26 protein-coding genes and 1 tRNA gene are annotated in these 22,131 nt (G+C 66.9%); 17 read left to right on the top strand and 10 right to left on the bottom strand.

Annotation, left to right across the window (positions count from 1 at the left end; all coding sequences use genetic code 11):
- Positions 1-87: 87 nt before the first annotated feature.
- The 4 genes from IEX25_RS03580 to IEX25_RS03565 all read left to right on the top strand — a co-directional run bounded on the left by IEX25_RS03580 (position 88) and on the right by IEX25_RS03565 (position 3,575).
- Entirely contained in the window at positions 88-1,374 is a 1,287-nt protein-coding gene (locus IEX25_RS03580; protein ID WP_229665023.1) for a M23 family metallopeptidase, read from the top strand.
- On the top strand, positions 1,364-1,852 hold the full coding sequence (locus IEX25_RS03575; RefSeq protein WP_103172746.1) for a bactofilin family protein: 489 nt from the start codon (positions 1,364-1,366) through the stop codon (positions 1,850-1,852). The genes IEX25_RS03580 and IEX25_RS03575 overlap by 11 nt, the downstream gene beginning before the upstream one ends.
- A gap of 150 nt (positions 1,853-2,002) precedes the next feature.
- Positions 2,003-2,851: a fumarylacetoacetate hydrolase family protein gene (locus IEX25_RS03570; RefSeq protein WP_188714065.1), complete on the top strand. Its 849-nt coding sequence runs from the start codon at positions 2,003-2,005 to the stop codon at positions 2,849-2,851.
- Position 2,852: 1 nt separating this feature from the next.
- Positions 2,853-3,575, top strand: a complete 723-nt coding sequence (locus IEX25_RS03565) for an SDR family oxidoreductase (protein ID WP_188714064.1) — start codon at positions 2,853-2,855, stop codon at positions 3,573-3,575.
- On the opposite strand, the gene IEX25_RS03560 is transcribed toward IEX25_RS03565, so the two are convergent.
- The 4 genes from IEX25_RS03560 to IEX25_RS03545 form a co-directional block, all read right to left on the bottom strand.
- Complete coding sequence (locus tag IEX25_RS03560) at positions 3,572-4,369, bottom strand: DUF2189 domain-containing protein (RefSeq protein WP_229665022.1); 798 nt, start codon at positions 4,367-4,369, stop codon at positions 3,572-3,574. The genes IEX25_RS03565 and IEX25_RS03560 overlap by 4 nt on opposite strands.
- 72 nt (positions 4,370-4,441) lie before the next feature.
- Positions 4,442-4,936: a pantetheine-phosphate adenylyltransferase gene (gene coaD / locus IEX25_RS03555; RefSeq protein WP_103172749.1), complete on the bottom strand. Its 495-nt coding sequence runs from the start codon at positions 4,934-4,936 to the stop codon at positions 4,442-4,444.
- Between the two features lie 76 nt (positions 4,937-5,012).
- Entirely contained in the window at positions 5,013-5,474 is a 462-nt protein-coding gene (locus IEX25_RS03550; RefSeq protein WP_188714063.1) for a CBS domain-containing protein, read from the bottom strand.
- Between the two features lie 57 nt (positions 5,475-5,531).
- A complete protein-coding gene (locus IEX25_RS03545) occupies positions 5,532-6,443 on the bottom strand; it encodes a LysR family transcriptional regulator (protein ID WP_103172751.1) in 912 nt (303 codons plus the stop codon).
- Positions 6,444-6,541: 98 nt separating this feature from the next.
- On the opposite strand from IEX25_RS03545, the gene IEX25_RS03540 reads away from it, so the two are divergent.
- From IEX25_RS03540 to IEX25_RS03515, 6 genes are all read left to right on the top strand, one after another.
- On the top strand, positions 6,542-8,041 hold the full coding sequence (locus IEX25_RS03540; protein ID WP_188714062.1) for a CoA-acylating methylmalonate-semialdehyde dehydrogenase: 1,500 nt from the start codon (positions 6,542-6,544) through the stop codon (positions 8,039-8,041).
- Positions 8,042-8,280: 239 nt separating this feature from the next.
- Positions 8,281-9,411, top strand: coding sequence for a carboxylate-amine ligase (locus IEX25_RS03535; protein WP_188714061.1), 1,131 nt, complete (start codon positions 8,281-8,283; stop codon positions 9,409-9,411).
- A gap of 63 nt (positions 9,412-9,474) precedes the next feature.
- A complete protein-coding gene (locus tag IEX25_RS03530; RefSeq protein WP_188714060.1) occupies positions 9,475-10,620 on the top strand; it encodes an acyl-CoA dehydrogenase family protein in 1,146 nt (381 codons plus the stop codon).
- A 3-nt stretch (positions 10,621-10,623) separates the two neighbouring features.
- Positions 10,624-11,631, top strand: a complete 1,008-nt coding sequence (locus tag IEX25_RS03525; RefSeq protein WP_188714059.1) for an enoyl-CoA hydratase/isomerase family protein — start codon at positions 10,624-10,626, stop codon at positions 11,629-11,631.
- Positions 11,628-12,518 carry a 3-hydroxyisobutyrate dehydrogenase gene (mmsB, locus tag IEX25_RS03520; protein ID WP_188714058.1) on the top strand — a complete coding sequence of 297 codons (891 nt, stop codon included), beginning with the start codon at positions 11,628-11,630 and terminating at the stop codon, positions 12,516-12,518. Before IEX25_RS03525 ends, mmsB begins: the two co-directional genes overlap by 4 nt.
- Before the next feature lie 65 nt (positions 12,519-12,583).
- Positions 12,584-12,895: a hypothetical protein gene (locus tag IEX25_RS03515; RefSeq protein WP_188714057.1), complete on the top strand. Its 312-nt coding sequence runs from the start codon at positions 12,584-12,586 to the stop codon at positions 12,893-12,895.
- 13 nt (positions 12,896-12,908) lie between these two features.
- Here the strand turns inward: IEX25_RS03515 and IEX25_RS03510 are convergent.
- Together IEX25_RS03510 and IEX25_RS03505 are read right to left on the bottom strand one after the other, a co-directional pair.
- Positions 12,909-12,982: transfer RNA gene (locus IEX25_RS03510), tRNA-Gly, on the bottom strand.
- A gap of 41 nt (positions 12,983-13,023) precedes the next feature.
- A complete protein-coding gene (locus tag IEX25_RS03505) occupies positions 13,024-13,506 on the bottom strand; it encodes a nucleoside deaminase (RefSeq protein ID WP_229665021.1) in 483 nt (160 codons plus the stop codon).
- 80 nt (positions 13,507-13,586) lie between these two features.
- Between IEX25_RS03505 and IEX25_RS03500 the strand changes: the two genes are divergently transcribed.
- Positions 13,587-15,161 carry a pseudouridine synthase gene (locus tag IEX25_RS03500; RefSeq protein WP_188714056.1) on the top strand — a complete coding sequence of 525 codons (1,575 nt, stop codon included), beginning with the start codon at positions 13,587-13,589 and terminating at the stop codon, positions 15,159-15,161.
- 34 nt (positions 15,162-15,195) lie between these two features.
- Here the strand turns inward: IEX25_RS03500 and hemP are convergent, their stop codons facing one another.
- Positions 15,196-15,372 carry a hemin uptake protein HemP gene (gene hemP / locus IEX25_RS03495; protein ID WP_103172759.1) on the bottom strand — a complete coding sequence of 59 codons (177 nt, stop codon included), beginning with the start codon at positions 15,370-15,372 and terminating at the stop codon, positions 15,196-15,198.
- A gap of 104 nt (positions 15,373-15,476) precedes the next feature.
- On the bottom strand, positions 15,477-16,391 hold the full coding sequence (locus tag IEX25_RS03490) for a zinc ABC transporter substrate-binding protein (protein ID WP_188714055.1): 915 nt from the start codon (positions 16,389-16,391) through the stop codon (positions 15,477-15,479).
- A gap of 154 nt (positions 16,392-16,545) precedes the next feature.
- Here IEX25_RS03490 and IEX25_RS03485 point away from each other — a divergent pair, with 154 nt between their 5' ends.
- From IEX25_RS03485 to IEX25_RS03460, 6 genes are all read left to right on the top strand, one after another.
- The gene (locus IEX25_RS03485) at positions 16,546-16,977 is read left to right on the top strand and encodes a Fur family transcriptional regulator (protein ID WP_229665020.1); all 432 of its coding nucleotides are present in this window, start codon (positions 16,546-16,548) and stop codon (positions 16,975-16,977) included.
- Entirely contained in the window at positions 16,974-17,717 is a 744-nt protein-coding gene (locus IEX25_RS03480) for a metal ABC transporter ATP-binding protein (RefSeq protein WP_188714053.1), read from the top strand. The genes IEX25_RS03485 and IEX25_RS03480 overlap by 4 nt, the downstream gene beginning before the upstream one ends.
- Positions 17,717-18,499 carry a metal ABC transporter permease gene (locus IEX25_RS03475; RefSeq protein WP_188714052.1) on the top strand — a complete coding sequence of 261 codons (783 nt, stop codon included), beginning with the start codon at positions 17,717-17,719 and terminating at the stop codon, positions 18,497-18,499. The genes IEX25_RS03480 and IEX25_RS03475 overlap by 1 nt, the downstream gene beginning before the upstream one ends.
- A gap of 197 nt (positions 18,500-18,696) precedes the next feature.
- Positions 18,697-18,900, top strand: a complete 204-nt coding sequence (locus tag IEX25_RS03470) for a hypothetical protein (RefSeq protein ID WP_370463831.1) — start codon at positions 18,697-18,699, stop codon at positions 18,898-18,900.
- A gap of 129 nt (positions 18,901-19,029) precedes the next feature.
- On the top strand, positions 19,030-19,416 hold the full coding sequence (locus IEX25_RS03465; RefSeq protein ID WP_188714051.1) for a hypothetical protein: 387 nt from the start codon (positions 19,030-19,032) through the stop codon (positions 19,414-19,416).
- Between the two features lie 106 nt (positions 19,417-19,522).
- Positions 19,523-19,744 (top strand): hypothetical protein, encoded by a 222-nt coding sequence (locus IEX25_RS03460; RefSeq protein WP_188714050.1) that lies wholly within the window; start codon positions 19,523-19,525, stop codon positions 19,742-19,744.
- Here IEX25_RS03460 and IEX25_RS03455 read toward each other — a convergent pair.
- Both IEX25_RS03455 and IEX25_RS03450 read right to left on the bottom strand, forming a co-directional pair.
- A complete protein-coding gene (locus IEX25_RS03455; protein WP_103172766.1) occupies positions 19,741-20,103 on the bottom strand; it encodes a response regulator transcription factor in 363 nt (120 codons plus the stop codon). The genes IEX25_RS03460 and IEX25_RS03455 overlap by 4 nt on opposite strands.
- A gap of 66 nt (positions 20,104-20,169) precedes the next feature.
- Positions 20,170-21,966 carry an MFS transporter gene (locus IEX25_RS03450; protein WP_229665019.1) on the bottom strand — a complete coding sequence of 599 codons (1,797 nt, stop codon included), beginning with the start codon at positions 21,964-21,966 and terminating at the stop codon, positions 20,170-20,172.
- Positions 21,967-22,131: the final 165 nt, after the last annotated feature.

Raw genomic sequence — 22,131 nt, 5'->3', positions numbered from 1 at the left:
AGGCACACATGGGCTTAACCCGCTGCAACTGGAACCAGATCGCCCGAAAAGATCGGGCAGGCCGTCGGGGGACATGACTTGCCAAACGTGACGAACCGCCTCAACGCTTCGCTGGAACGCGTCCTGCCCGAAAAGCGCCTGTTCCTGCGGTCGGATGACGATAGCCGGTTCGTTCGCCTGCGCCCCTTGACGCAACTGGCCGCGATCAGCGGCATCACCCTGGCCTTCGGCTGGACGCTGGTTGCCAGTTCGGTCCTGGCCATCGACGCGATCAGCGCCGGATCGTCGCGCGACAGCATCGTCATCACCCAGTCCGCGTTCGAGGAAAGGCTGGCCGAACTGTCCCAGGAACGCGACGCCCGCGCGGCCGAGGCGCTTGCCGCCCAGAACCGCTTTGCCGCCGCCTTGGACCAAGTGTCGCAGATGCAGTCCCAGCTGCTGCAATCCGAAGAACAGCGCCGCGAACTGGAAGCCGGGCTTGACGTCGTTCAATCGACCCTGCGCAACGCGATCAGCGAACGCGACAGCGCCCGCGCCATGGCCCAGGCCACGGGTGTCCAGCCCGACACCGCCCACCCCGAGGAGGTCACGGCCGCCCTGGACATCATGACCGGAGAATTGCGCCAGGCGGCCGACGAACGCGCCACCGCCCTGCAAGAGGCCGAGGCCGCCCGCCAGACGGTCGAGGAACTGTCCCTGGAACGCGAACAGATCCTGGCGCGCAACGATGAAATCCTGACCCAGCTGGAAAACGCCGTGGCCATCTCGGTCGAGCCGCTGGACGATGTGTTCCGGTCCGTCGGCATGGACCCCGAGGATGTGCTGGAAACCATCCGCGAAGGTTATTCCGGCCAGGGCGGCCCGCTGACCCCGATGGGCCGTTCGACCCGCGGCAACGCGGCACTGACCAACGGCGAATCCAAGGCGAACCAGATCATCGTCACGCTGGACCAGATGAACACCTATCGCATCGCCATGGAAAAGCTGCCGCTGGCGATGCCGGTCAAGAATTCCTTCCGCTATACCTCGGGCTTCGGGCGCCGCTGGGGCCGCGCGCATGAAGGCATCGACATGGCCGCCCCGACGGGGACGCCGGTCGTTGCCCCCGGCGACGGGGTCGTGACCTTTGCCGGCCGTCAGGGCGCCTATGGCAACCTGATCAAGATCGAACACGAACTGGGCGTCGAGACCCGTTACGGCCACCTGTCGCGGATTCGTGTCCGGGTGGGCCAAAGGGTGTCGCAAGGCGAGCTGATCGGTGATATTGGCAACACAGGACGCTCGACCGGGCCGCACCTGCACTATGAAGTGCGCATGAACGGTCGGGCCGTTGACCCGATGAGCTTCATCAAGGCTGCGAGCAATGTTCAGTAAGACCCGAGTGACCGAAAAACCCCAGACACCCACCGCCCCAAGCGTCCCTGCCCCCGAATCCTATCAGGCCCCCTTGCCCGAGCGTGGCGAATCCCCGGTTTCGTCGCCTGCGCGCAAGGCCGCGCCATCGGTCCTGTCCTCGGATCTGACCGTGGTGGGAAACATCCGCACCGAAGGCGACATCCAGATCGAGGGCACGGTCGAGGGCGACATCCGCGCCCATCAGCTGGTGATCGGCGAAAGCGCCACCATCCGGGGCGAGATCGTGGGCGACGAGGTCGTCGTGAACGGCCGCGTGGTGGGCCGGGTCCGTGGCCTGAAGGTGCGCCTGTCGGCCTCTGCGCGTGTGGAAGGCGACATCATCCACAAGACCATCGCGATCGAATCCGGCGCGCATTTCGAAGGCTCGGTCCAGCGGCAGGAAGATCCGATCGCCAACGGACCCACGAAGAAGCTGGCGCCCCCCGTTTCGGAATAGACATCCTGTTCGGACATGACGGCCCGCCCCAGTGCGGGCCGTTTTTCCGTGCCGACTTTCGCCCGCTGACGCATAAAGCATCGGGCAATCAGGGAAAATCGCGCGGCGCCACTTGGGCTAGGCTTTGCCCGGCAACGCAGGGGAGGATGTATGAAACTTGTCAGATATGGCGCGAAGGGCGCAGAGAAGCCGGGAATTCTGGACGATGAGGGCCAGGTGCGCGACCTTTCGGCGCATGTTTCGGACATCGCGGGCGACTGCCTGACGCGCCGGTGCCTGGCTGCGCTTCGCGCCCTGGATCCGGCCACGCTGCCGCTGGTCGCGGGCAGTCCCCAGCGGGATCTGCGCCTTGGCGCCTGCGTGGGCCAGGTGGGCAAGTTCCTGGCGGTGGGCCTGAACTATGCCGACCATGCCGCCGAATCCGGTATGGATGTCCCGGCCGAGCCGATCCTGTTCACCAAATGGACAAGCTGCATCGCCGGGCCGGACGACGACCTGCCCCTGCCACCGGATTCGACCGCGACCGACTGGGAGGTCGAGTTGGGCATCGTCATCGGCGACGGCGGCAGCCATATCGCCCCGGAACGGGCGGCGGATCATATCGCCGGCTATTGCGTGATCAACGACATCAGCGAACGCGACTGGCAGTTGCGGCGCGGCGGCACCTGGGACAAGGGCAAGGGCCATGACGGCTTTGGTCCCATCGGTCCCTGGCTGGTCACGGCGGACGACATTCCCGATCCGCGCGCCCTGCGCCTGTGGCTTGAGGTGGACGGCCACCGTTTCCAGGACGGCACCACTGCGACGATGGTGTTCGGGCCCGAGGAGATCGTGTCCTATGTTTCTCGCTTCACGACGCTGCATCCGGGCGACGTCATCGCCACCGGCACGCCGCCGGGCGTCGGCATGGGGCAGAAGCCGCCGGTCTATTTGAAGCAAGGCCAGGTCATGCGGCTTGGCATCGACGGCCTGGGGCAGCAACAGCAGAAGGTGGTCTGACATGGAACAGGCGCGATCCATCATCATCACGGGCGCGGGCAGCGGCATCGGGCGGGCCACCGCGCGGCGCTTTCTGGCGGCAGGCTGGCGGGTCGCCCTGCTGGGACGCAGGGAAGACGCCCTGCACGACACGGCGGACGGCGCCCCCGCGCTGATCCTGCCTTGCGACGTGACGGATGAGGGTGCCGTGGACGGCGCCTTTGACCGCGCCCATGCGGAATGGGGCCGCCTCGACGTGCTGTTCAACAATGCCGGGCGCGGGGCGGACCCTGCGACGCCGGACCAGATGGACCCCCGCACCTTCCGCGACGTGATCGCGACCAATGTGACGGGCATGTTCCTGTGCGCCCGCGCGGCATTCCGGTTGATGCGCGGGCAGGCTCCCCAGGGTGGGCGGATCATCAACAACGGATCCATCGCGGCCCATGCGCCGCGCGCCGGGTCGGTCGCCTATACGACCTCGAAGCACGCGGTGACGGGGCTGACCAAGTCCCTGTCGCTGGACGGGCGCCCCTTCGACATCGCCTGCGGACAGATCGACATCGGCAATGCCGCGACCGAATTGCTGATGCAGGTCAGCACCGGTGCGCCGGGCGCTGAGCCGCTGATGGATGTCGCGGTCGTGGCGGATGCCGTGCTGCACATGGCCAGCCTGCCCGATGGCGCCAATGTGCAGTTCATGACCGTGATGGCCACGAACATGCCCTTCATCGGGCGGGGCTAGTCCGCCATCACCCGGCGATAGACATGCCAGCTTGCATGGCCCAGAACCGGCAGCACGACCAGCAGTCCCAGAAATCCCGGCAGGATCGCCAGGAACAGCCAGATCGCGATCATCGCCGCCCAGACCGCCATGACACCGGGGTTTTCCGCCACCGCGCGGCATGAGGTGATGATGGCGGTGATGAAATCGACCTCTCTTTCCATCAGCAGGGGCAGGCCCACGACGGTGAAGGTGAACAGCACCACCGCGAAGCCGCCGCCGATGATCGTGCCCAGCACCAGCATGACCAGCCCCCTGCCCTGCAGCAGCACCTCGGGCGATGAGGTGATGTTGGTCAGCGCCGACACGCCCATGAACAGCGCGAAGACCGTATGGGCCACGAAGACCCAGAACATGAACAGCAGCAGGATCACCATCGCCATCGAGGGGATCTGCCGCTGGCGCTGTTCGAAGACCACGCGCAGGATGCGGGCGGTGTCCAGGGGCTCGCCGGCCTCGATCCGGCGGCTGACCTCGTAAAGGCCGGTCGCCGCGAAGGGGGCGATCAGCGGAAAGCCCAGGATGAAGGGGATCAGCCACCAGTCCTGCCCCGACGCAAGGGCGACCGAGGCCAGGGCCCAGCCGCCCAGGACATAGAAGGCCGAAAACACCAGCCCGAAGACGGGCGCGCGGCGAAAGTCGCGCCAGCCCAGGGTCAGGGCCTGGGACAGATCCGACAGGGCGATGTGGCGGGGTTCGGGGATTTCATCGGGCAGGCTGTGGTGATCGCGCGCGGGCGAGTCGGATCGGGTCAAGGATCCCTCCGGTATCAGGACAAGGCGCGCGTTCGGAAACGATGCTAGCAGCGCGGCGAATTGCCGCAAGCCCTATCCGCGATACCGGTTGACCAGGGCCTCGGCCACGGAGGGCGTCACGAATTTTGACACGTCGCCGCCTAGGCGGGCGATTTCCTTGACCAGCTTCGATGCGATGGCCTGGCGGCGGGCATCGGCCATCATGAAGACGGTCTCGATGCTGGCATCAAGGGCGCGGTTCATGCCGACCATCTGGAATTCGTATTCGAAATCGGCGACCGCGCGCAGTCCGCGCACGATCACCTGGGCGCCCACGTCGCGGGCGCAGTCGATCAGCAGGTTCTCGAAGGGATGAACGACGATTTCGCCCCCGGTGCGGGCGGCGATCTGTTCGCATTCGGCCCGGACCATGGCCACCCGTTCCTCGAGCCCGAACAAAGGCGACTTGTCGCGGTTGATGGCGACGCCGATGACAAGACGATCCACCAGGGCCATCGCGCGCTGAATGATGTCGACATGGCCCAGCGTGATCGGATCGAACGTGCCGGGGTAAAGACCGATGCGCATGGATGGGCGCCCTTATGCTTGCCTGCCATGCAGGGAAAACCGATTTCCGCCGCGATGGCAAGCGTTTGGCGCTGGATCAGGTCCCCATGATCATGCCGGTCAGCGCCTCTTTCTCGGCCGCAAGCTCCTGAAGCCTGCCGCTGACCGCGTCGCCGATGGACACCACCCCCAGCATGTTGCCGTCGCCATCGACGACCGGCAGGTGGCGGAAGCGTCCCTGCGTCATGCGTTCCAGGATCACAAGGGCGTCGTCGCCCATGGTGCAGGTCTGGACGTCGCGGGTCATCACCTCGGCGATGGGGGTGGACAGCACGTCAGGGCCATGGGCGCCAAGTTGCCGGACGATGTCGCGTTCGGACAGGATGCCTTGCGGTTTCCTGCCGTCCTCGGACACCACCACGGCACCGATGCGCTTTTCCGACAGCATCTTCGCCGCCTCGGCCAGGGTCGCATCGGGACGGATGGTCACGATCGTCTGCGCCTCGATCCCCGGCTTGCCCGAATTGGATTTCATCGACAGCATCTGGTTGACAAGCATGGGGCATCCTCCACGGCGGTTGTGCTAAGGCCATCATTTTCCCCGAATCGTGATCCGTCAAGGGCGACAAAGGCGTGACCCAACAACCTGGGATTCCAGCCGCGCCACCTCGGCCCGCAGGCCTTGGGCCAGCAGTTCCGCCAACAGCGTCAGGCGGCGGGACGCGCGGTCGTCGGCATGGCGAACCAGCCAGAAGCTGCGCTTCAGCGCGATGCGGTCGGGCAGCACCAGCTCCACCCCCGGCGCGAAGGGAATGGCGAAGTCGTGGACGATCCCCAGCCCCGCCCCGGCCCGGATCGCCTGCATCTGGACGGACACCGAATTCGACGTGATCGCCGCCACCTGCACCCCGGTTTCCGACAGATAATCCAGTTCCCGGTCGAAGATCATGTCGGGAATGTATCCGATCATCCGGTGATCGCGCAGGTCGGGCAGGTCGCGGATCGGCGCGGCATCGCGTAGGTAATCCCCATGCGCGGCCAGGTGCAGGTGGTAATCGGTCAGCCGCTGCACGGTCAGCCGCCCCGTGTCGGGCGGGGACACGGCCACCGCCATGTCGGCTTCGCGCTTGGTCAGGTTCACCACGCGCGGCAGGGCGACGATCTGGATTTCCAACCCCGGATGGGCGGCGCACATGTCGCGCGCCACCTGCGGCAGCAGATAGTTCGCGCAACCGTCGGGCGCGCCGATGCGCAACTGGCCTGTCAGCCCGGCCTCTCGCCTTACCGCCTCGGCCGCGGCATTGGCGCCCTGCTCGGCCGCCTCGGCAGGGGCGACCAGCCGCGCGCCCTCGGCCGTCAGGACATAGCCTTGGGGGGTCTTGGCGAACAGTGCGGCACCCACCGCCCGCTCCAGCCGCGCGATGCGCCGCCCGATGGTGGAGGCGTCCATGCCCAGCCTACGGCCCGCCCCCGACAGGCTTTCGGTTCGCGACACCGCCAGGAAGATGCGCAGGTCGTCCCAATCCATGCCCGCCCCTTTTGCAAAAGCGCAAAACGTCTTTGCCATCCTTCCCCTTTATCCGGCAAATCCGCAAGGCTAGGCTGCGACCAACCAAGGAGGATGCGATGAAAGAGATTCACCACTGGATCGACGGCAAGGAATACAAGGGCACGTCCGGGCGGTTCAGCGACGTCTTCAACCCCGCCACGGGCGAGGTTCAGGCGCGCCTGTCCCTGGCCACCAAGGCCGAGCTTGACCACGCCGTCGAACGCGCCGCCGAGGCGCAGGTGAAATGGGGCGCGACCAACCCGCAGCGCCGCGCCCGCGTGATGATGGAGTTCGTGCGCCTCATCAACCGCGACATGGACAAGATGGCCGAGGTGCTGTCGTCCGAACACGGCAAGACCTTCCCCGACGCCAAGGGCGACATCCAGCGTGGGCTTGAGGTGATCGAGTTCTGCATTGGCGCGCCGCATCTGCTGAAGGGCGAATTCACCGACAGCGCCGGCCCCGGCATCGACATGTATTCCATGCGCCAGCCGCTGGGCGTCGTGGCGGGCATCACGCCCTTCAACTTCCCGGCCATGATCCCGCTGTGGAAGATGGGCCCTGCCCTTGCCGCCGGCAACGCGATGATCCTGAAGCCGTCCGAACGCGACCCGTCCGTGCCGCTGATGCTGGCCGCGCTGTTGCAGGAAGCGGGCCTGCCCGATGGCGTCTTGCAGGTCGTCAACGGCGACAAGGACAGCGTGGACGCGATCCTGGACAACCCGGTGATCCAGGCGGTGGGCTTTGTCGGATCGACCCCGATCGCGCAATACATCTATGAACGCGCAGCGGCGACCGGCAAGCGCGCGCAGTGCTTCGGCGGCGCCAAGAACCACATGATCATCATGCCGGACGCCGATCTGGACCAGGCGGCCGACGCCCTGGTGGGCGCGGGCTATGGCGCGGCGGGCGAACGCTGCATGGCGATCTCGGTCGCGGTCCCGGTGGGTGAAAAGACCGCCGACGCGCTGATTGAACGGCTGGTCCCCCGGATCGAGAAGCTGAAGGTCGGCCCCTATACCGCCGGCAACGACGTGGACTATGGCCCGGTCGTGACCAAGGCCGCCAAGGAAAACATCCTGCGGCTGGTGCAGTCGGGCATCGACCAGGGCGCGGAACTGGTCATCGATGGCCGCGACTTCAACCTGCAGGGATACGAGAACGGCTTCTTCGTCGGCCCGCACCTGTTCGACCGCGTGACCCCCGACATGGACATCTACAAGACCGAGATCTTCGGCCCGGTCCTGTCCACCGTCCGCGCCGGTTCCTATGAGGAAGCCATCGGCTTGGCGATGAGCCACGAATATGGCAACGGCACCGCGATCTATACCCGCGACGGCGACACGGCGCGCGATTTCGCCAGCCGCATCAACATCGGCATGGTGGGCATCAACGTGCCGATCCCGGTGCCGCTGGCCTATCACACCTTCGGCGGCTGGAAGAAATCGGGCTTCGGCGACCTGAACCAGCACGGCCCCGACGCCTTCCGCTTCTATACGCGGACCAAGACGGTGACGGCCCGCTGGCCGTCCGGCATCAAGGAAGGCGGGGAATTCAACTTCCGCGCCATGGACTGAAACAGAAAAGGGCGGGGTTCGAACCCCGCCCTTCTGCCATGTGGCGTCTGGCGATCAGGCCCGCTGGCGCCGGCGCGACAGGGCCAGGCCACCCAGCCCGGCCAGCAGCAAGGCTCCCCTTACCGCAAACCGCCCGCATTCCCTGGGGAAAAGTCGCTTCGGGACAGGAAAGCTGCGGCCTGCCCTTGCATGGGCGGGCGGCACGGGGTTCTATTGGTCCAAACCATCGAGGCCCGCCCATGACCGACGCACCCGACCTGACCCTTGGCATCGAGGAAGAATACCTGCTGGTCAGCCCAGACACGGGCGATCTGGCCCCCGCGCCCGATGCGATGATGGCCGCCTGCCGCGACGCCCTGGGCGACCGCTTCAGCCCCGAGTTCCTGCGCTGCCAGGTCGAGGTCGGAACGCCCGTGTCCGCCGACATCGCCGAGGCGCGCGGGCATCTGGCACATCTGCGCCGCACGGTGGGGCGGATCGCGGGCGACTACGGCCTCGCGCCGATTGCGGCATCCTGCCATCCCTTCGCGGACTGGCGCGATCAGTTCCATACCGACAAGGACCGCTATCACCAGTTGTCGCGCGACATGGGGGCGGTGTCGCGGCGGATGCTGATCTGCGGGATGCATGTCCATGTGGGGATCAAATCGTCCGCCCAGCGGATCGACCTGATGAACCAGATGACCTATTTCCTGCCGCATCTGCTGGCGCTGTCGGCCTCCAGCCCCTTCTGGCAGGGCAGCGACACCGGCCTTGCGTCCTATCGCACCACGGTGTTCGGCGGGATGCCGCGGACGGGCTTTCCCCCGCAATTCGGCGGATGGGACGAATTCGAGCGGTCGGTGCGGGTTCTGGTCGATCTGGGCGTCCTGGAGGACAGCAGCAAGATCTGGTGGGATCTGCGCCCGTCGTCCCGGTTCCCGACGCTGGAAACGCGGATCTGCGACGCCTCGCCCCGCCTGGACGACACGATCACCCTGGCCGCGCTGAACCAGGCCACGCTGCGGATGCTGTGGCGCCTGTCACGGCAGAACCAGCGGTGGAGGCAATACGACCCCTTCCTGATCGAGGAAAACCGCTGGCGCGCCACCCGATACGGCATGGCCGAGGGGCTGATCGACTTTGGCGCCGGGCGGATCATTCCCTTTGCCGAGGGGTTGGAGGAATGGCTGGCCCTGATCGCCCAGGATGCCGACGCCCTGGGCAGCCAGCCGCAGGTCGCCCGGGCGCGAGAGATGGCGGCCTCCGGCGGGTCCGCCGCCCGACAACGCGCCGTGCTGTCGCAAGCCATCGCGGCAGGCGCCACGCCCCCCGAAGCGATGCGCGAACTGGTCCGGCATCTGATCGCCGAGTTCCATCACGGTCTGTGACCTTGCCAAGCCCCCGCCTGGTGTTGCAATTAAACGCATGTTCAATTTCATGGGGATGAGGACATGGATTTCGCCCTGACCGAGGAACAGGCCGCCATCTTCGACATGGCGCGCGATTTCGGCGCGGATCGCATCGGTCCCCATGCCCATGACTGGGAAAAGCAAGGCACCATCCCGCGCGATCTGTGGGCCGATGTGGCGGCCCTTGGCCTTGGCGGGCTGTATGTGTCCGAGGATCATGGCGGATCGGGCCTGTCGCGGCTGGACGGGGTGCTGGTCTTCGAGGCGCTGTCGATGGCCTGCCCCTCGGTCGCGGCATTCCTGTCGATCCACAACATGTGCGGCGGCATGATCGACAAGTTCGGATCGCCCGACACCAAGGCCCGCTGGCTGCCCGGCCTTTGCAGCATGGAGAAGGTCTTCAGCTATGCCCTGACCGAACCCGGCAGCGGATCGGACGCGGCGGCCCTGCGCACGCGGGCGGACCGGACGGACGGGGGCTGGCGGCTGAACGGGACCAAGGCCTTCATCTCGGGCGGGGGCTATTCGGACGCCTATATCGCCATGGTCCGAACGGGGGCCGAGGGACCAAGGGGCATCAGCGCGGTGATCGTCGAGAACGGCACCCCCGGCCTGTCCTTCGGCGCGCCCGAGGACAAGATGGGCTGGCGTGCCCAACCCACCGCGCAGGTCCAGTTCGACGATTGCCAGATCCCTGCCGACAACCTGCTGGGCGAGGAAGGGCGCGGCTTTGCCTATGCCATGGCGGGGCTTGACGGCGGGCGGCTGAACATCGCGGCAGCGGCGCTTGGCGGTGCGCAAGCGGCGCTTGACGCATCCCTGACCTATATGGGCGAACGCCGCGCCTTCGGGCAAAGCCTGGACCAGTTCCAGGCGCTGCAATTCCGCCTGGCCGAGATGGAGACCGCGCTGCAATCGGCGCGCATCTTCCTGCGCCAGGCGGCCTGGAAGCTTGACACCGGCGCCCCGGATGCGACCAAGTTCTGCGCGATGGCCAAGCTGCATGTGACCGACCGCGCCTTCGAGGTCGCGAATGGCTGCCTGCAACTGCATGGCGGATATGGCTATCTGGCCGACTACGGGATCGAGAAGATCGTGCGCGACCTGCGCGTGCATCAGATCCTGGAAGGCACGAACGAGATCATGCGCCTGATCGTCGCGCGGGCGATGCTGGCCGAACGGGGGTAAGACGTGGAAGACCTGAACATCCGCAAGGCGGGCCGCGCCGGGCGCATCACCTTCACCCGGCCCAAGGCGCTGAACGCGCTGAGCCACGAGATGGCATTGGCGATCCACCGCGCCCTGGACGGCTGGCGCGACGACCCGGATGTGGCGCTTGTCATCATCGACGCCGAGGGGGACCGGGCCTTCTGCGCGGGCGGCGACATCGCGGCGGTCTATCGCGCCGGGCTGGCGGGCGAACACGCCACCGGCCAACGCTTCTTCGCCGACGAATACCGCATGAACGCGGCCATCGCCGATTATCCGAAACCCATCGTCGCCTTCATGCAGGGCTTCGTCATGGGCGGCGGCGTGGGCGTGGGGGGACATGCCAGCCACCGCATCGTCGGCGACACGACCCAGATCGCCATGCCCGAATCCGGCATCGGCCTGATCCCCGACGTGGGTGGCACCTGGCTTTTGTCGCGCGCGCCGGGCCGGATCGGTGAATACCTGGCGCTGACGGGCGCCCGGATGGGCGCGGGCGATGCGATCCATGCGGGCTTTGCCGACACCTATCTGCCCGAAGCCGAATGGCCCGACCTGATCACCCGGTTGGAGGATACCGGCGACGTCTCGCTGATCGAGGGTGGGGACGCGCCGACCGCCCCCCTGCGCACGATGGACCTGTCGCCCTTTGCCCAGGAAACCCTGGCCGACATCATCGACGCCCTGGAAGAGGACGGCAACGCCCAGACCCTCAAGATCCTGCAGGCCAATTCGCCCTTGTCCATGGCGGCGGGGCTGGCCATGGTGCGGGCGGCGCGCGGCGACGGCCGGATGCAGGACTCGCTGGCCCGCGAATACCGCTTCACATATCGCGCGACGCAGGACACCGATTTCCTGGAAGGCGTGCGCGCACAGATCATCGACAAGGACCGCAAGCCCAAATGGATGGCCGACGCCAGCCCCGACAATGTCGCGGCGCTGCTGGCGCCCCTGGGGCCGAACGAACTGACCTGGAGTGAACCGGCATGAAGATCGCATTCATCGGACTTGGCAACATGGGCGCGCCGATGGCGCTGAACCTGGCGCAGGCCGGGCATCAGGTCACGGGCTTCGACACCGCCGCCCGGCCCGAGGGGCTGACCCTGGCCGGCAGCGCCGCCGAGGCTGCGGCGGATGCCGATGTGGTCATCACCATGCTGCCCAACGGCCAGATCCTGCGCATGGTGGCAGATCAGGTGATCCCGGCCATGAAGCCCGGCGCGGTCCTGTGCGACTGTTCCACCGTGGACGTGGACAGCGCCCGCGCGGTCGCGGAACAGGCGCGTTCGGCGGGCCTCGGGGCGCTGGATGCGCCGGTCTCGGGCGGGATCGGCGGCGCGCAGGCCGGGACGCTGACCTTCATGGTGGGCGGGCCGGACGATGCCTTCGCAACGGTCCAGCCGCTGTTCGACATCATGGGCCAGAAGGCCGTCCATTGCGGCGATGCGGGCGCGGGACAGGCCGCGAAGATCTGCAACAACATGATCCTGGGCGTCACCATGATCGCCACCTGCGAGGCCTTTGCCCTTGCCGACAAGCTGGGCCTCGACCGGCAGAAGATGTTCGACGTCGTGTCCACATCCTCGGGGTACAGCTGGTCGATGAACGCCTATTGCCCGGCGCCGGGCGTGGGTCCGAAATCGCCCGCCGACAACGACTACAAGCCCGGTTTCGCCGCCGAACTGATGCTGAAGGACCTGAACCTGTCGCAGGCGGCGGCGTCCTCGGCCGGGGCGGACACGCCGATGGGGGCGCTTGCGCAACAGCTTTATCACCGCTTCGTCGAACAGGAGGACGGGCGCGGCCGCGACTTTTCGGCAATGTTGCCACGCTTCGTGAATAAAAACCGCGAACAAGACGGAACCGTGACAGGATAAGGGAACCAGGGCGCCGCCTTTCCGGTTTTTCCCAGACGAACGGACGGACAAGCCGGACCAAGGACATGATACGCAAGGTGATGGCGATCGCGACCGCTGCCGTGGCAGCCACGCTGATCGCCCTTTTCAGCAACCACACCCCGCAGGCGCAGGAAACGATCCGCGCCAGCGCCCCGCTGTCCGAAGCGCGTCCCCTCATGCCCGGCGACATCCTGCCGGCCGAGAACGTCGATTTCATCGAGATGCCGGGCATCTATGGCCTGGGATCGGAGCTGCCCGGCAGCCGGTATGCGATCGTCGATGGCCACCTGGTCCGTGTCAACCCCAACACGATGCAGCTGCAATCCATCCTGCGAAGGGGCAGCTCCGTCGAGTGAAATCGGAGGGGGTTGGAGCGGGTGATGGGAATCGAACCCACGTATTCAGCTTGGAAGGCTGCTGCTCTACCATTGAGCTACACCCGCATGGCGGCAGGTATAGCCATGCCGCGCGACGGGTGCAACCGTCATCGGCGGCTTTGAAAGAACCCCGTCAGAAGCGCCCGCGCCGGGTCGGCGTCGATCCCGTCATAAACCTGGGGGCGATGATGGCATTGCGGATGGTCGAACACCCGTGCCCCATGCTCGACGCCGCCCATGCGCATGTCGCTGGCCCCGTAATACAGCCGACCGATCCGCGCGGCCGATATCGCCGCCGCGCACATCGGACAGGGTTCCAGCGTCACCCACAGGTCATGGCCCGGCAACCGTTCGGACCCTGCGGCCCGGCAGGCGTCGCGAATCGCCAGGATCTCGGCATGGGCCGTGGGGTCGGACAGTTCGCGCGTCCGGTTTCCCGCCGCCGACACCACGCGGCCGTCGGGGGCCACGACCACCGCGCCCACCGGAACCTCGCCCCGACGGGCGGCGGTCCTTGCCTGGTCAAGCGCCAGCGCCATATGAGAGGTGAAGCGGGTCATGCCCGCTTGTCGCAAGGGCGCGGCAGCCATGCAAGTCGCCCTTTCCTTGCCCCGCCGCGCCCGATAGAAGCGCGGCTTTGCCACCGCAGCGATGCGCAGGAGATATCGCCATGACCGACGACAGCACCCCGAAATCCGCCGACCAGACCCCTACCCCGGCCTCTGCCCCGGCCCCCGACCGCATCGCCAAGGTGATGGCCCGCGCCGGCGTCGCCAGCCGCCGAGAGGCCGAGCGCATGATCCTGGAAGGCCGCGTCTCGGTCAACGGCAAGAAGATCGACAGCCCGGCGCTTGACGTTCTGCCGACCGACCGGATCGTCGTGGACGGCAAGAAGCTGGACGAGCCGCAGGAAACCCGGCTGTGGCTGTATTACAAGCCGCTGGGCCTGGTGACGACCGAATCGGACGAAAAGGGCCGGCAGACGGTGTTCGACGCCCTGCCCCGCGACCTGCCGCGCGTGATGACGGTGGGCCGCCTTGACCTGAACTCCGAAGGCCTGCTGCTGCTGACCAACGACGGAGAGCTGAAGCGCCGGCTGGAACTGCCCTCGACCGGCTGGCTGCGGCGTTACCGCGTGCGCGTGAACGGCACGCCTAGCGACCTGACCTTCGCCCCCCTGCGCCGCGGCGCGACCATCGACGGCGAGGAATTCGCCCCGATGGAGATCAAGCTGGACAGCCAGCAGGGCGCGAACGCCTGGCTGACCGTCGGCATCCGCGAAGGCAAGAACCGAGAGATCCGCCGGGCCATGGCCCATGTCGGGTTGCAGGTGAACCGCCTGATCCGCATCGGCTATGGCCCCTTCAAGCTGATCGGCATGGAAAAGAACGAGGTCGTCGAGGTCAAGAAGCGCGTGTTGCGCGACCAGCTTGGCGGGCTGCTGACCGGCGAGGAGACCGCCCCCAAGGAACGCGAGATGCGCCCGCGCGGCGCGGAAGGCCCGCGCGGCCCCCGCCGCGACGACGGCGACCGCCCTGCCCGCAGCTTCCGCAGCGAGGGCGGCGGCGAAGGCCGCTTCGGCCGCAAGCCGGGTCCGCGGGATGATGGCGACCGCCCCGCCCGTCCCTGGTCCGGCAAGCCCCGGTCCGAGGACGGCGGCGACCGTCCGCAGTTCCGCGGCAAGCGCCCGCAGGGCGATGGGGATCGTCCCGCCCGCCCCTGGTCCGACAAGCCCCGCGCGGATCGCGACAGCGTGTCCGGCGACCGCCCCCGCTTCGGCAAGCCCGGGGGCGACCGCCCGGACGGCAAGCCGGCCTACAAAGCCCGGGGCGACCGCCCTGAAGGCGGCTTCAAGCCACACGGCGATCGTCCCGAGGGTGGCTTCAAGCCACGCGGCGACCGGCCCGAAGGCGGTTTCAAGCCTCGGGGTGATCGTGCGGAAGGTGGGTTCAAGCCCCGCCGCGATGCCGATGACGCCGGGCGGGGCTTCAAGCCGCGGGCAGAGGGAAAGCCCGGCGACAAGGGGTTCAAGCCGCGCGGCGACCGGGCCGAGGGCGGCTTCAAGCCTCGGGGCGAGGGTCCGCGTCCGGGTGGAAAGCCGGGCGGGGATCGCAAGCCCTTTGGCAAACCGGGCGGACCAAAGCCCGCGCGCGGGGGTGCCGGGGGTGGCTTTTCGGGCAAGCCCGGCGGTCGTCCAGGCGGCGGTCGTCCAGGTGGGCGGCCGGGCGGCAAGCCGCGCGGCTGAGGGATCTTTTCCCGGCCCCAGGGCCGGGGAGGACTTACTTTGTCAGGATAAGCTTGCCCGCGCGCGTGATGCGAAGCTGATACATCTGGTCGTCCAGGATGATCAGCGCCTGGTTGCCCCCCCGGGTCAACTGGGTCGCGTCATGCTGCGGGATCCGGGCCAGGACGCTGGTGCCGGGTTGCGCGAAGTCTGCGGGACGTACTGCGGTCATGATCAGCCTCTTGGAATTGGGGTCCGTCTTCCTTCACCTGAAATCTGATCAATTCAGTCTGGATTGTCAAAGTAAAAGAGTCAGAAATATGCCGGAGGGCGGATTTACTCCGACAGGCAGTCGCTGATGGTCCCCGCCATCTGCGCAAGGATCTGCCCGTAAAGCTGCGGCCCCGGCTCAAGATCGCCGCCTTCGGGCATCAGTTCGCTGCCGGCCCGGATCGAACTGCCTTCCGTCACGGCCTGCACCAGCTTGGGGTCGCTGCCATATTCGGGAAAGGCACAGATCGCGTGCCCATCCGTGATGCGGGCGCGAATCTCTTTCAGCCTTGCAGCCGAAGGAGTGCTGGCATCGCCCAGCGAAACCGCGATGGCCGGCTGAAGGCCGAAATGTTCGGTGAAATAGCCGTAGGCATCGTGAAAGACGACAAACGTGGCCCCGGCATGGGGCTGAAGCTGCGCGCGCAGGTCTTCATCAAGGCGGCGGATCTCCTCGGCCGCCGCCGCTGCGTTCTGCCTGTAGGCGGTTGCATTGTCGGGATCGGCCCTCTCCAGCGTGGCGGCGATGGCTGCGACCCAGGCTTGCGCGTTGTCCGGGTCCAGCCAGGCATGAGGATCCACGCCGCCATGCGCGTGATCGTGGTCGTGGTCGTGATCGTGGTCGTGATCGTGATCGTGGCCGTCGTCATACCCGCGCACATGGGTGCCCGGCACGTCCAGCAGACGCAGTTGCGCGACATCGCCCCCGACCGAGGACGCAGCACGGTCCAGCCAGGGCGTCAGTTCAGGTCCGGTCCAGACCAGCAGCCCCGCGTCCTGCAAGCCCCGCGCGTCCGAGGGGCGCATCTGGTGGTGATGCGCGCTTGCCCCTCTTGGCAGCAGCACCTGCACCTGCCCCAGATCCCCCATCACCTGCTGGACCAGCGAGGCTGTGACGGGCGTGTCCACCACCACCTGCGGCGGTTCGGCCAGCACGGGTCCGGCGGCCAGAAGGCCCAGGGCGGAAAGGGTTATGCGCATCATGTCGCCTCGACAGGTTGGTTTCTTGCAGGGCCATGCTTATTCATGTTACATCATAACAAGTCAAACAGAATGTGATAAAGTAACAGTATTGCCCGATCCTGATCCCCATTCCGCCTTTGCCCCGCACGATCATCGGGCCTGCGAAGCCCGCGTGCTTGACCAGGCCCGCGACCGGCTGGCCGCCAACGGCGCCCGCCTGACCCCTGTCCGGCAGCGGACGTTGGAGATCCTGCTGGAATCGCATCGCGCCATGGGCGCCTATGAGGTGCTGGACCGCCTTGCGGCCGAAGGCTTCGGCCGCCAGCCGCCCGTCGCCTATCGCGCGCTGGAGTTTCTGGTCGAACACGGGCTGGCGCATCGCCTGCAACGGCTGAACGCCTTTGCGGCCTGCCTGCATCCGGGCCATGACCACGCGCCCGCCTTCCTGATCTGCCGGGAATGCGACATGCTGGCCGAACTGCCCGCCGCGCCCGTGCGCGACGCGCTGACGGAACTGGCCGCTGAATCAGGCTTCCAGGTCGAACGCGCCACGATCGAGGCCCTGGGCCTTTGCCCCGCCTGCGCCGACGCGGCCCGGCCATGACCGCCCTGATCCAGGCCAGCGGCCTGACGATCCTGCGTCCCGGCGGGTCCGAAACGGTCCTGCAAGGCGTCGATTTCCAGATCCGCCCCGGAGAGATCGTGACAGTCGTCGGGCCGAACGGGTCGGGCAAGTCCTCGCTGGTGCGCGCGCTTCTGGGGCATATGCCGCTGGCGGCGGGCCGGGTCGAACGCAGGCCGGGGCTGCGGATCGGCTATGTCCCGCAGCGCGTGCAGGTGGACACCACCATCCCCATGACTGTGCGCCGCTTCCTGTCCCTGCCCCGGCGCGTCGGCGACCGCGACGCGGCCCGTGTCCTGGCCCGCACGGGGGTCGGGGGGGTCGAGGCCCGCCAACTGACCCAGCTTTCAGGCGGGCAGTTCCAGCGTGTCCTGCTGGCCCGTGCGTTGCTGCACGACCCGCAGCTTCTGGTTCTGGATGAACCGACGCAGGGGCTGGACCAGCCGGGCATCGTCGCCTTCTACAAGCTGATCGAGGAGGTGCGCCGCCAGACCGGCGCGGCCGTCCTGATGGTCAGCCACGACCTTCTGGTGGTGATGCGCGCCTCTGACCGGGTGATCTGCCTCAACGGCCATGTCTGCTGCGAGGGCACGCCCCAGCATGTCAGCAGCGCCCCCGAATACCGCGCCCTGTTCGGGGCCGAATCCGAAGGCACGCTGGCGCTGTATCGCCATCACCACGATCACGATCACGATCACCACCACCACGCCGGGGCCCATTGATGCTGGACGATTTCTTCATCCGCGCGGTCCTGGCGGGCCTGGGCATCGCGGCGGTGGCCGGGCCGCTGGGCAGCTTCGTCGTCTGGCGGCGCATGGCCTATTTCGGCGATGCCACCGCCCATGCGGCGATCCTGGGCGTGGCGATCAGCCTGGCCTTCCAAGTCTCGATCTATGCCGGGACGATGCTGGTCGCGTTGGCGATGGCCCTGGCGGTATCGGCCCTCGTTGCGCGCGAGCAGGCAATGGACACGATGCTGGGCGTGCTGTCCCATTCCGCCCTGGCAATCGGGCTTGTCGCCATCAGCTTCGTGCCGCAGGCCCGGTCCGACCTGTCGGCCTATCTGTTCGGCGACATCCTGGCGGTGGGCCGGGGCGACCTGGCGCTGATCTGGGCGGGGGCTGCGGGGGTGCTGGCGCTGCTGGCCTGGCGGTGGCAGCGGCTGCTGACCGCCTCCCTGAACGAGGAACTGGCCATGGCCGCGGGAATAGACCCCAGGGTCGAACGCCTGGTCCTGTCCTTGGCCCTGGCCGTCCTGGTGGCCTTGTCGATTCGAGTCGTCGGATCGCTGCTGATTTCGGCCATGCTGATCGTTCCTGCGGCAGCCGCCCGCGGATTGTCGCGCAGCCCCGAACGCATGGTCGGCAACGCCACGCTGATCGCCGCCTTGGCGGTGATGGGGGGATTGTGGGCCAGCCTTCATCTGGACACCCCTGCCGGGCCCTCGATCATCACGGCTGCTGCGGCTATTTTCATGGTGTCCCAAGCGTTTCGCCGGGCCTAGTGCAGGATTGCAACACCTTGTCCGCACGCCATTTCAGGGCGGAACTGATGGTCGGCAAGGGTGTTGGCCAATATGCAACAGTTGCCGCGAACCAGCGACGGATTTGAACCAATGCAGCTTTCAAACGTCTGGGGATTGTGTAACTGTCGCCTCGATGTTGCCGGTGACGGCAGCCTTCAACGAAACGGAGCATGATCATGACCAAATTCGCTACTTTCGCTGCCGCTCTCGGCCTGACCGCCACCTCGGCTCTGGCTGGTGGCTATGTCGCCCCCGTCGTCGACGTCGAGCCCGTCGTTGTCGAGGAGCGTCCCGCTTCGACCAACGCTGGCCTGGTTGTCCCGGCCCTGCTGCTGCTGGGCGTCATCGCCGCCGTTGCTTCGGACGACGACGACAGCTGATTTCTGAACGGAACTTCGGTTCCGTCAGGTATAAGGGCTGGCCTTGGGCCAGCCCTTTTTCGTTGCGCCTCGACAGGATGCCTGCGCGGGCGTAGCATCGTCCCGATCCTGCGGGCAGATGGGGGTATGATGCGCGGCCTTCTGATCCTGGGCATTCTGGCTTGGCCGTTGGCGGCCGCCGCGCAGTCCGACACCGAGGACGGCATCGGGCTTGTCGAACGCGGCCTGGGGATCATCGCCGAAAACCTGTGGAATGAATTCGGCCCGCAGCTGAACCAGCTGGGCCAGGGCATGGGCGGAGCGCTGGCGGATCTGGCGCCGGTCCTGGATGATCTGGCGGTCCTGGTCGATGACCTGGGCAACTACCAGGCACCCGAGCGGCTGGAGAACGGCGATATCGTCATCCGCCGCAAGCCCGGCGCACCGCCTCCTCCGCCCCTGGGGGCTGGCGAACCGGACGTGCCCGATGATCCGCAGCTTCCCATCGACCCCGACCAGCCTGAAATCCCCCTGTAGACCGCGCCTTGCCGGATCGGGTAAGCTGCGGAAAAACAAGGGGGATGGATCAGTGGGCGACTTGTTGGCGGCGCAGGCCGGGGATTTGTTTCGGATCGGCTTGCTGGTGGCATTGCTTTTGACCACCCTGCGCAATCGCCCCATCACGGGGATGCTGCTGCCCCTGGTGGCGGGCGCGGTCTTCGTGGCGGTGATCATCCCGCTGACCGGCGCCACGACTCGGCCCGAACCGATGACCACCCAGGTCCTGGCGGGGCTGCTGGTGAATGCGATCTATATCGCGATCGGCCTGGGGCTGTGGTCGCTGTGGCAGAGGCGCGGGCGCTAGGCCAGCAGCCGCATCATTTCGGCACGCAGCTCGGACAGTTCGAACGGCTTGGCGATGAAGCCGTCAGCGCCCAGGGCTAGGCCGCGCCGCTTTTCCACGACGGATCCCCGCGCGGTCATCAGAAGGATGCGCACGTCCGACATGCCAGGATCGGCGCGCAGCAGTTCCACGATCTCATAACCCGACATGTCGGGCAGCATCACGTCCAGCAGCACCAGGTCGGGACGTTCCGCGCGGATGGCCGCCACGGCGGCCCCGCCTTGGGACAGCCGGGAATGGGCATGGCCGTCGCGGGCCAGCAGGAATTCCAGGGCCATGGCGATGTTGTCCTCGTCCTCGACAACCAGAATGCGCGCCATGAGCCAAGCTTTCCTGGACAGCAGGGGAAATGCCGGGCCGGGGATCGCCCCCGGCCCGGATCGGGATCAGACGTTGTCGTCCGCGAAGATGTCCTTCTTGTGGCTGTCGTTCGGCACGAAGATCGCCCCGATGATCACCGTCATCACGGCGATCACGATCGCATACCACAGGCCCGCATAGATGTTGCCGGTCTGGGCCGAGATCGCGAAGGCGGTCGCGGGCAGCAGGCCGCCGAACCAGCCGTTGCCGATGTGATAGGGCAGCGACAGGCCGGAATAGCGGATGCGGGTCGGATAAAGCTCGACCAACTGCGCCGCGATCGGACCATAGACCATCGTCACCAGCACGATCAGATAGGTCAGGATCAGCACGACCTGGATATTCTGGCCCTTGAAGATGTCGAAGAAGTGGTTGGCCTTGGCGATCGTGGTGTTGTCGGCGGCCGTCAGCGGATAGCCGGCGGCGGTCAGGGCCGCGTTGACTTCGGCGGTGAAGCGCGCCTTTTCGGCCGCCAGGGCATCGCCCGTCAGCGTGTTGGCGTCATAGGACTGGATCACCGTCTCGCCGATCTGGACCGACGCGATCGTGCCCGCAGGCGCATCGATCGTTTCCTGGACGTTCACCGACGACCGCGACAGCGCGGCCTTCAGGATGTCGCAGCTGTTGTTGAACTGCGCGGTGCCCACCGGGTTGAACTGGAACGAACAGTCGTCCGGCGCGGCCGTGACCGTGACGGCCGTGTTCTGCGCCGCAGCCAGCGCGGGGTTGGCGACGCTGGTCAGCATCGGGAAGACCCACATATAGGTCGCGGCGGCCAGGGCGCAGCCGCCCAGGATGATCGGCTTGCGGCCGATGCGGTCGGACAGCGAGCCGAAGAAGATGAAGCCCGCAGTGCCCAGGATCAGCGACCAGGCGACGAAGACGTTGGCGCTGAACTGATCGACCTTCACGACGTTCTGGATGAAGAACAGCGCATAGAACTGGCCCGAATACCAGACCACGGCTTGCCCGGCGGTCAGGCCCAGCAGCGCGATCAGGGCGATCTTGCCGTTCTTCCAGTTGCCGAAGGCTTCCTTCAGCGGCGCCTTGGACTGCGCGCCTTCTTCCTTCATCTTCTTGAAGGCCGGGGATTCGTTCATCTGCAGGCGGATATACAGCGAGATCAGCAGCAGGAAGACCGAACCCAGGAACGGAATGCGCCAGCCCCAGGCCTTGAAGGGCTCCAGCATGACCTGCGCGCCGGTGGCGTCCAGCAACGGCTGGCCGTCCAGGCCAAGCTGCGGCACGGCCGGATAGTTCGCGTTCACATAGGAGGTGACCAGCAGGATCACCACCAGCGACAGCAGCAGGCCCAGCGTGGCGGTGGTCTGGATGAAGGACGTGAAATAGCCGCGCTGACCCTGCGGCGCGTGTTCGGCCACATAGACCGCGGCCCCGCCATATTCGCCGCCAAGCGCCAGGCCCTGCAGCATCCGCAGCACGATCAGGATGATCGGCGCGGCGATGCCCCAGGACGCATAGCCGGGCAGCAGGCCGACCAGGAAGGTCGAGAAGCCCATGATCAGGATAGTGGCCAGGAAGGTGTATTTCCGGCCGATCAGGTCGCCCAGGGCGCCGAAGACCAGGGCGCCGAAGGGACGCACCAGGAAGCCCGCGGCGAAGGCCAGCAGGGCGAAGACGTTGCGCGTGGCCTCGGGGAAGGCCGTGAAGAACTGCGCCCCGATGATCGCCGCCAGCGAACCATACAGATAGAAGTCATACCATTCGAAGATCGTGCCCGCGGACGAGGCCAGGATGACCTTCTTTTCCTCGGACGTCATGGGACGCGAACGGGTCGTCGCGTCGGGCGATGCATAAGCCATCAATCCTCCTCCTGTTGAACCAGCCGCCGGCTGGCATGGGATTCCGACGGTCAAGCCTTCTCCGGCCGCGATTCAGGGTGAATCGCGTTTGGGGGATTGCTCGTCGGATCGGTATGGCGGCACCCGGTTCCTCCTGCCCGGAGGCCGCCTTGTCATGGGGCGCTT

The organism is Paracoccus acridae (genome assembly GCF_014642735.1).
In the GTDB taxonomy this organism is placed as follows: domain Bacteria; phylum Pseudomonadota; class Alphaproteobacteria; order Rhodobacterales; family Rhodobacteraceae; genus Paracoccus; species Paracoccus acridae.
The sequence above is the reverse complement of the archived record's forward strand: the minus strand, read 5'-3'. Positions and strand labels throughout refer to the sequence as shown.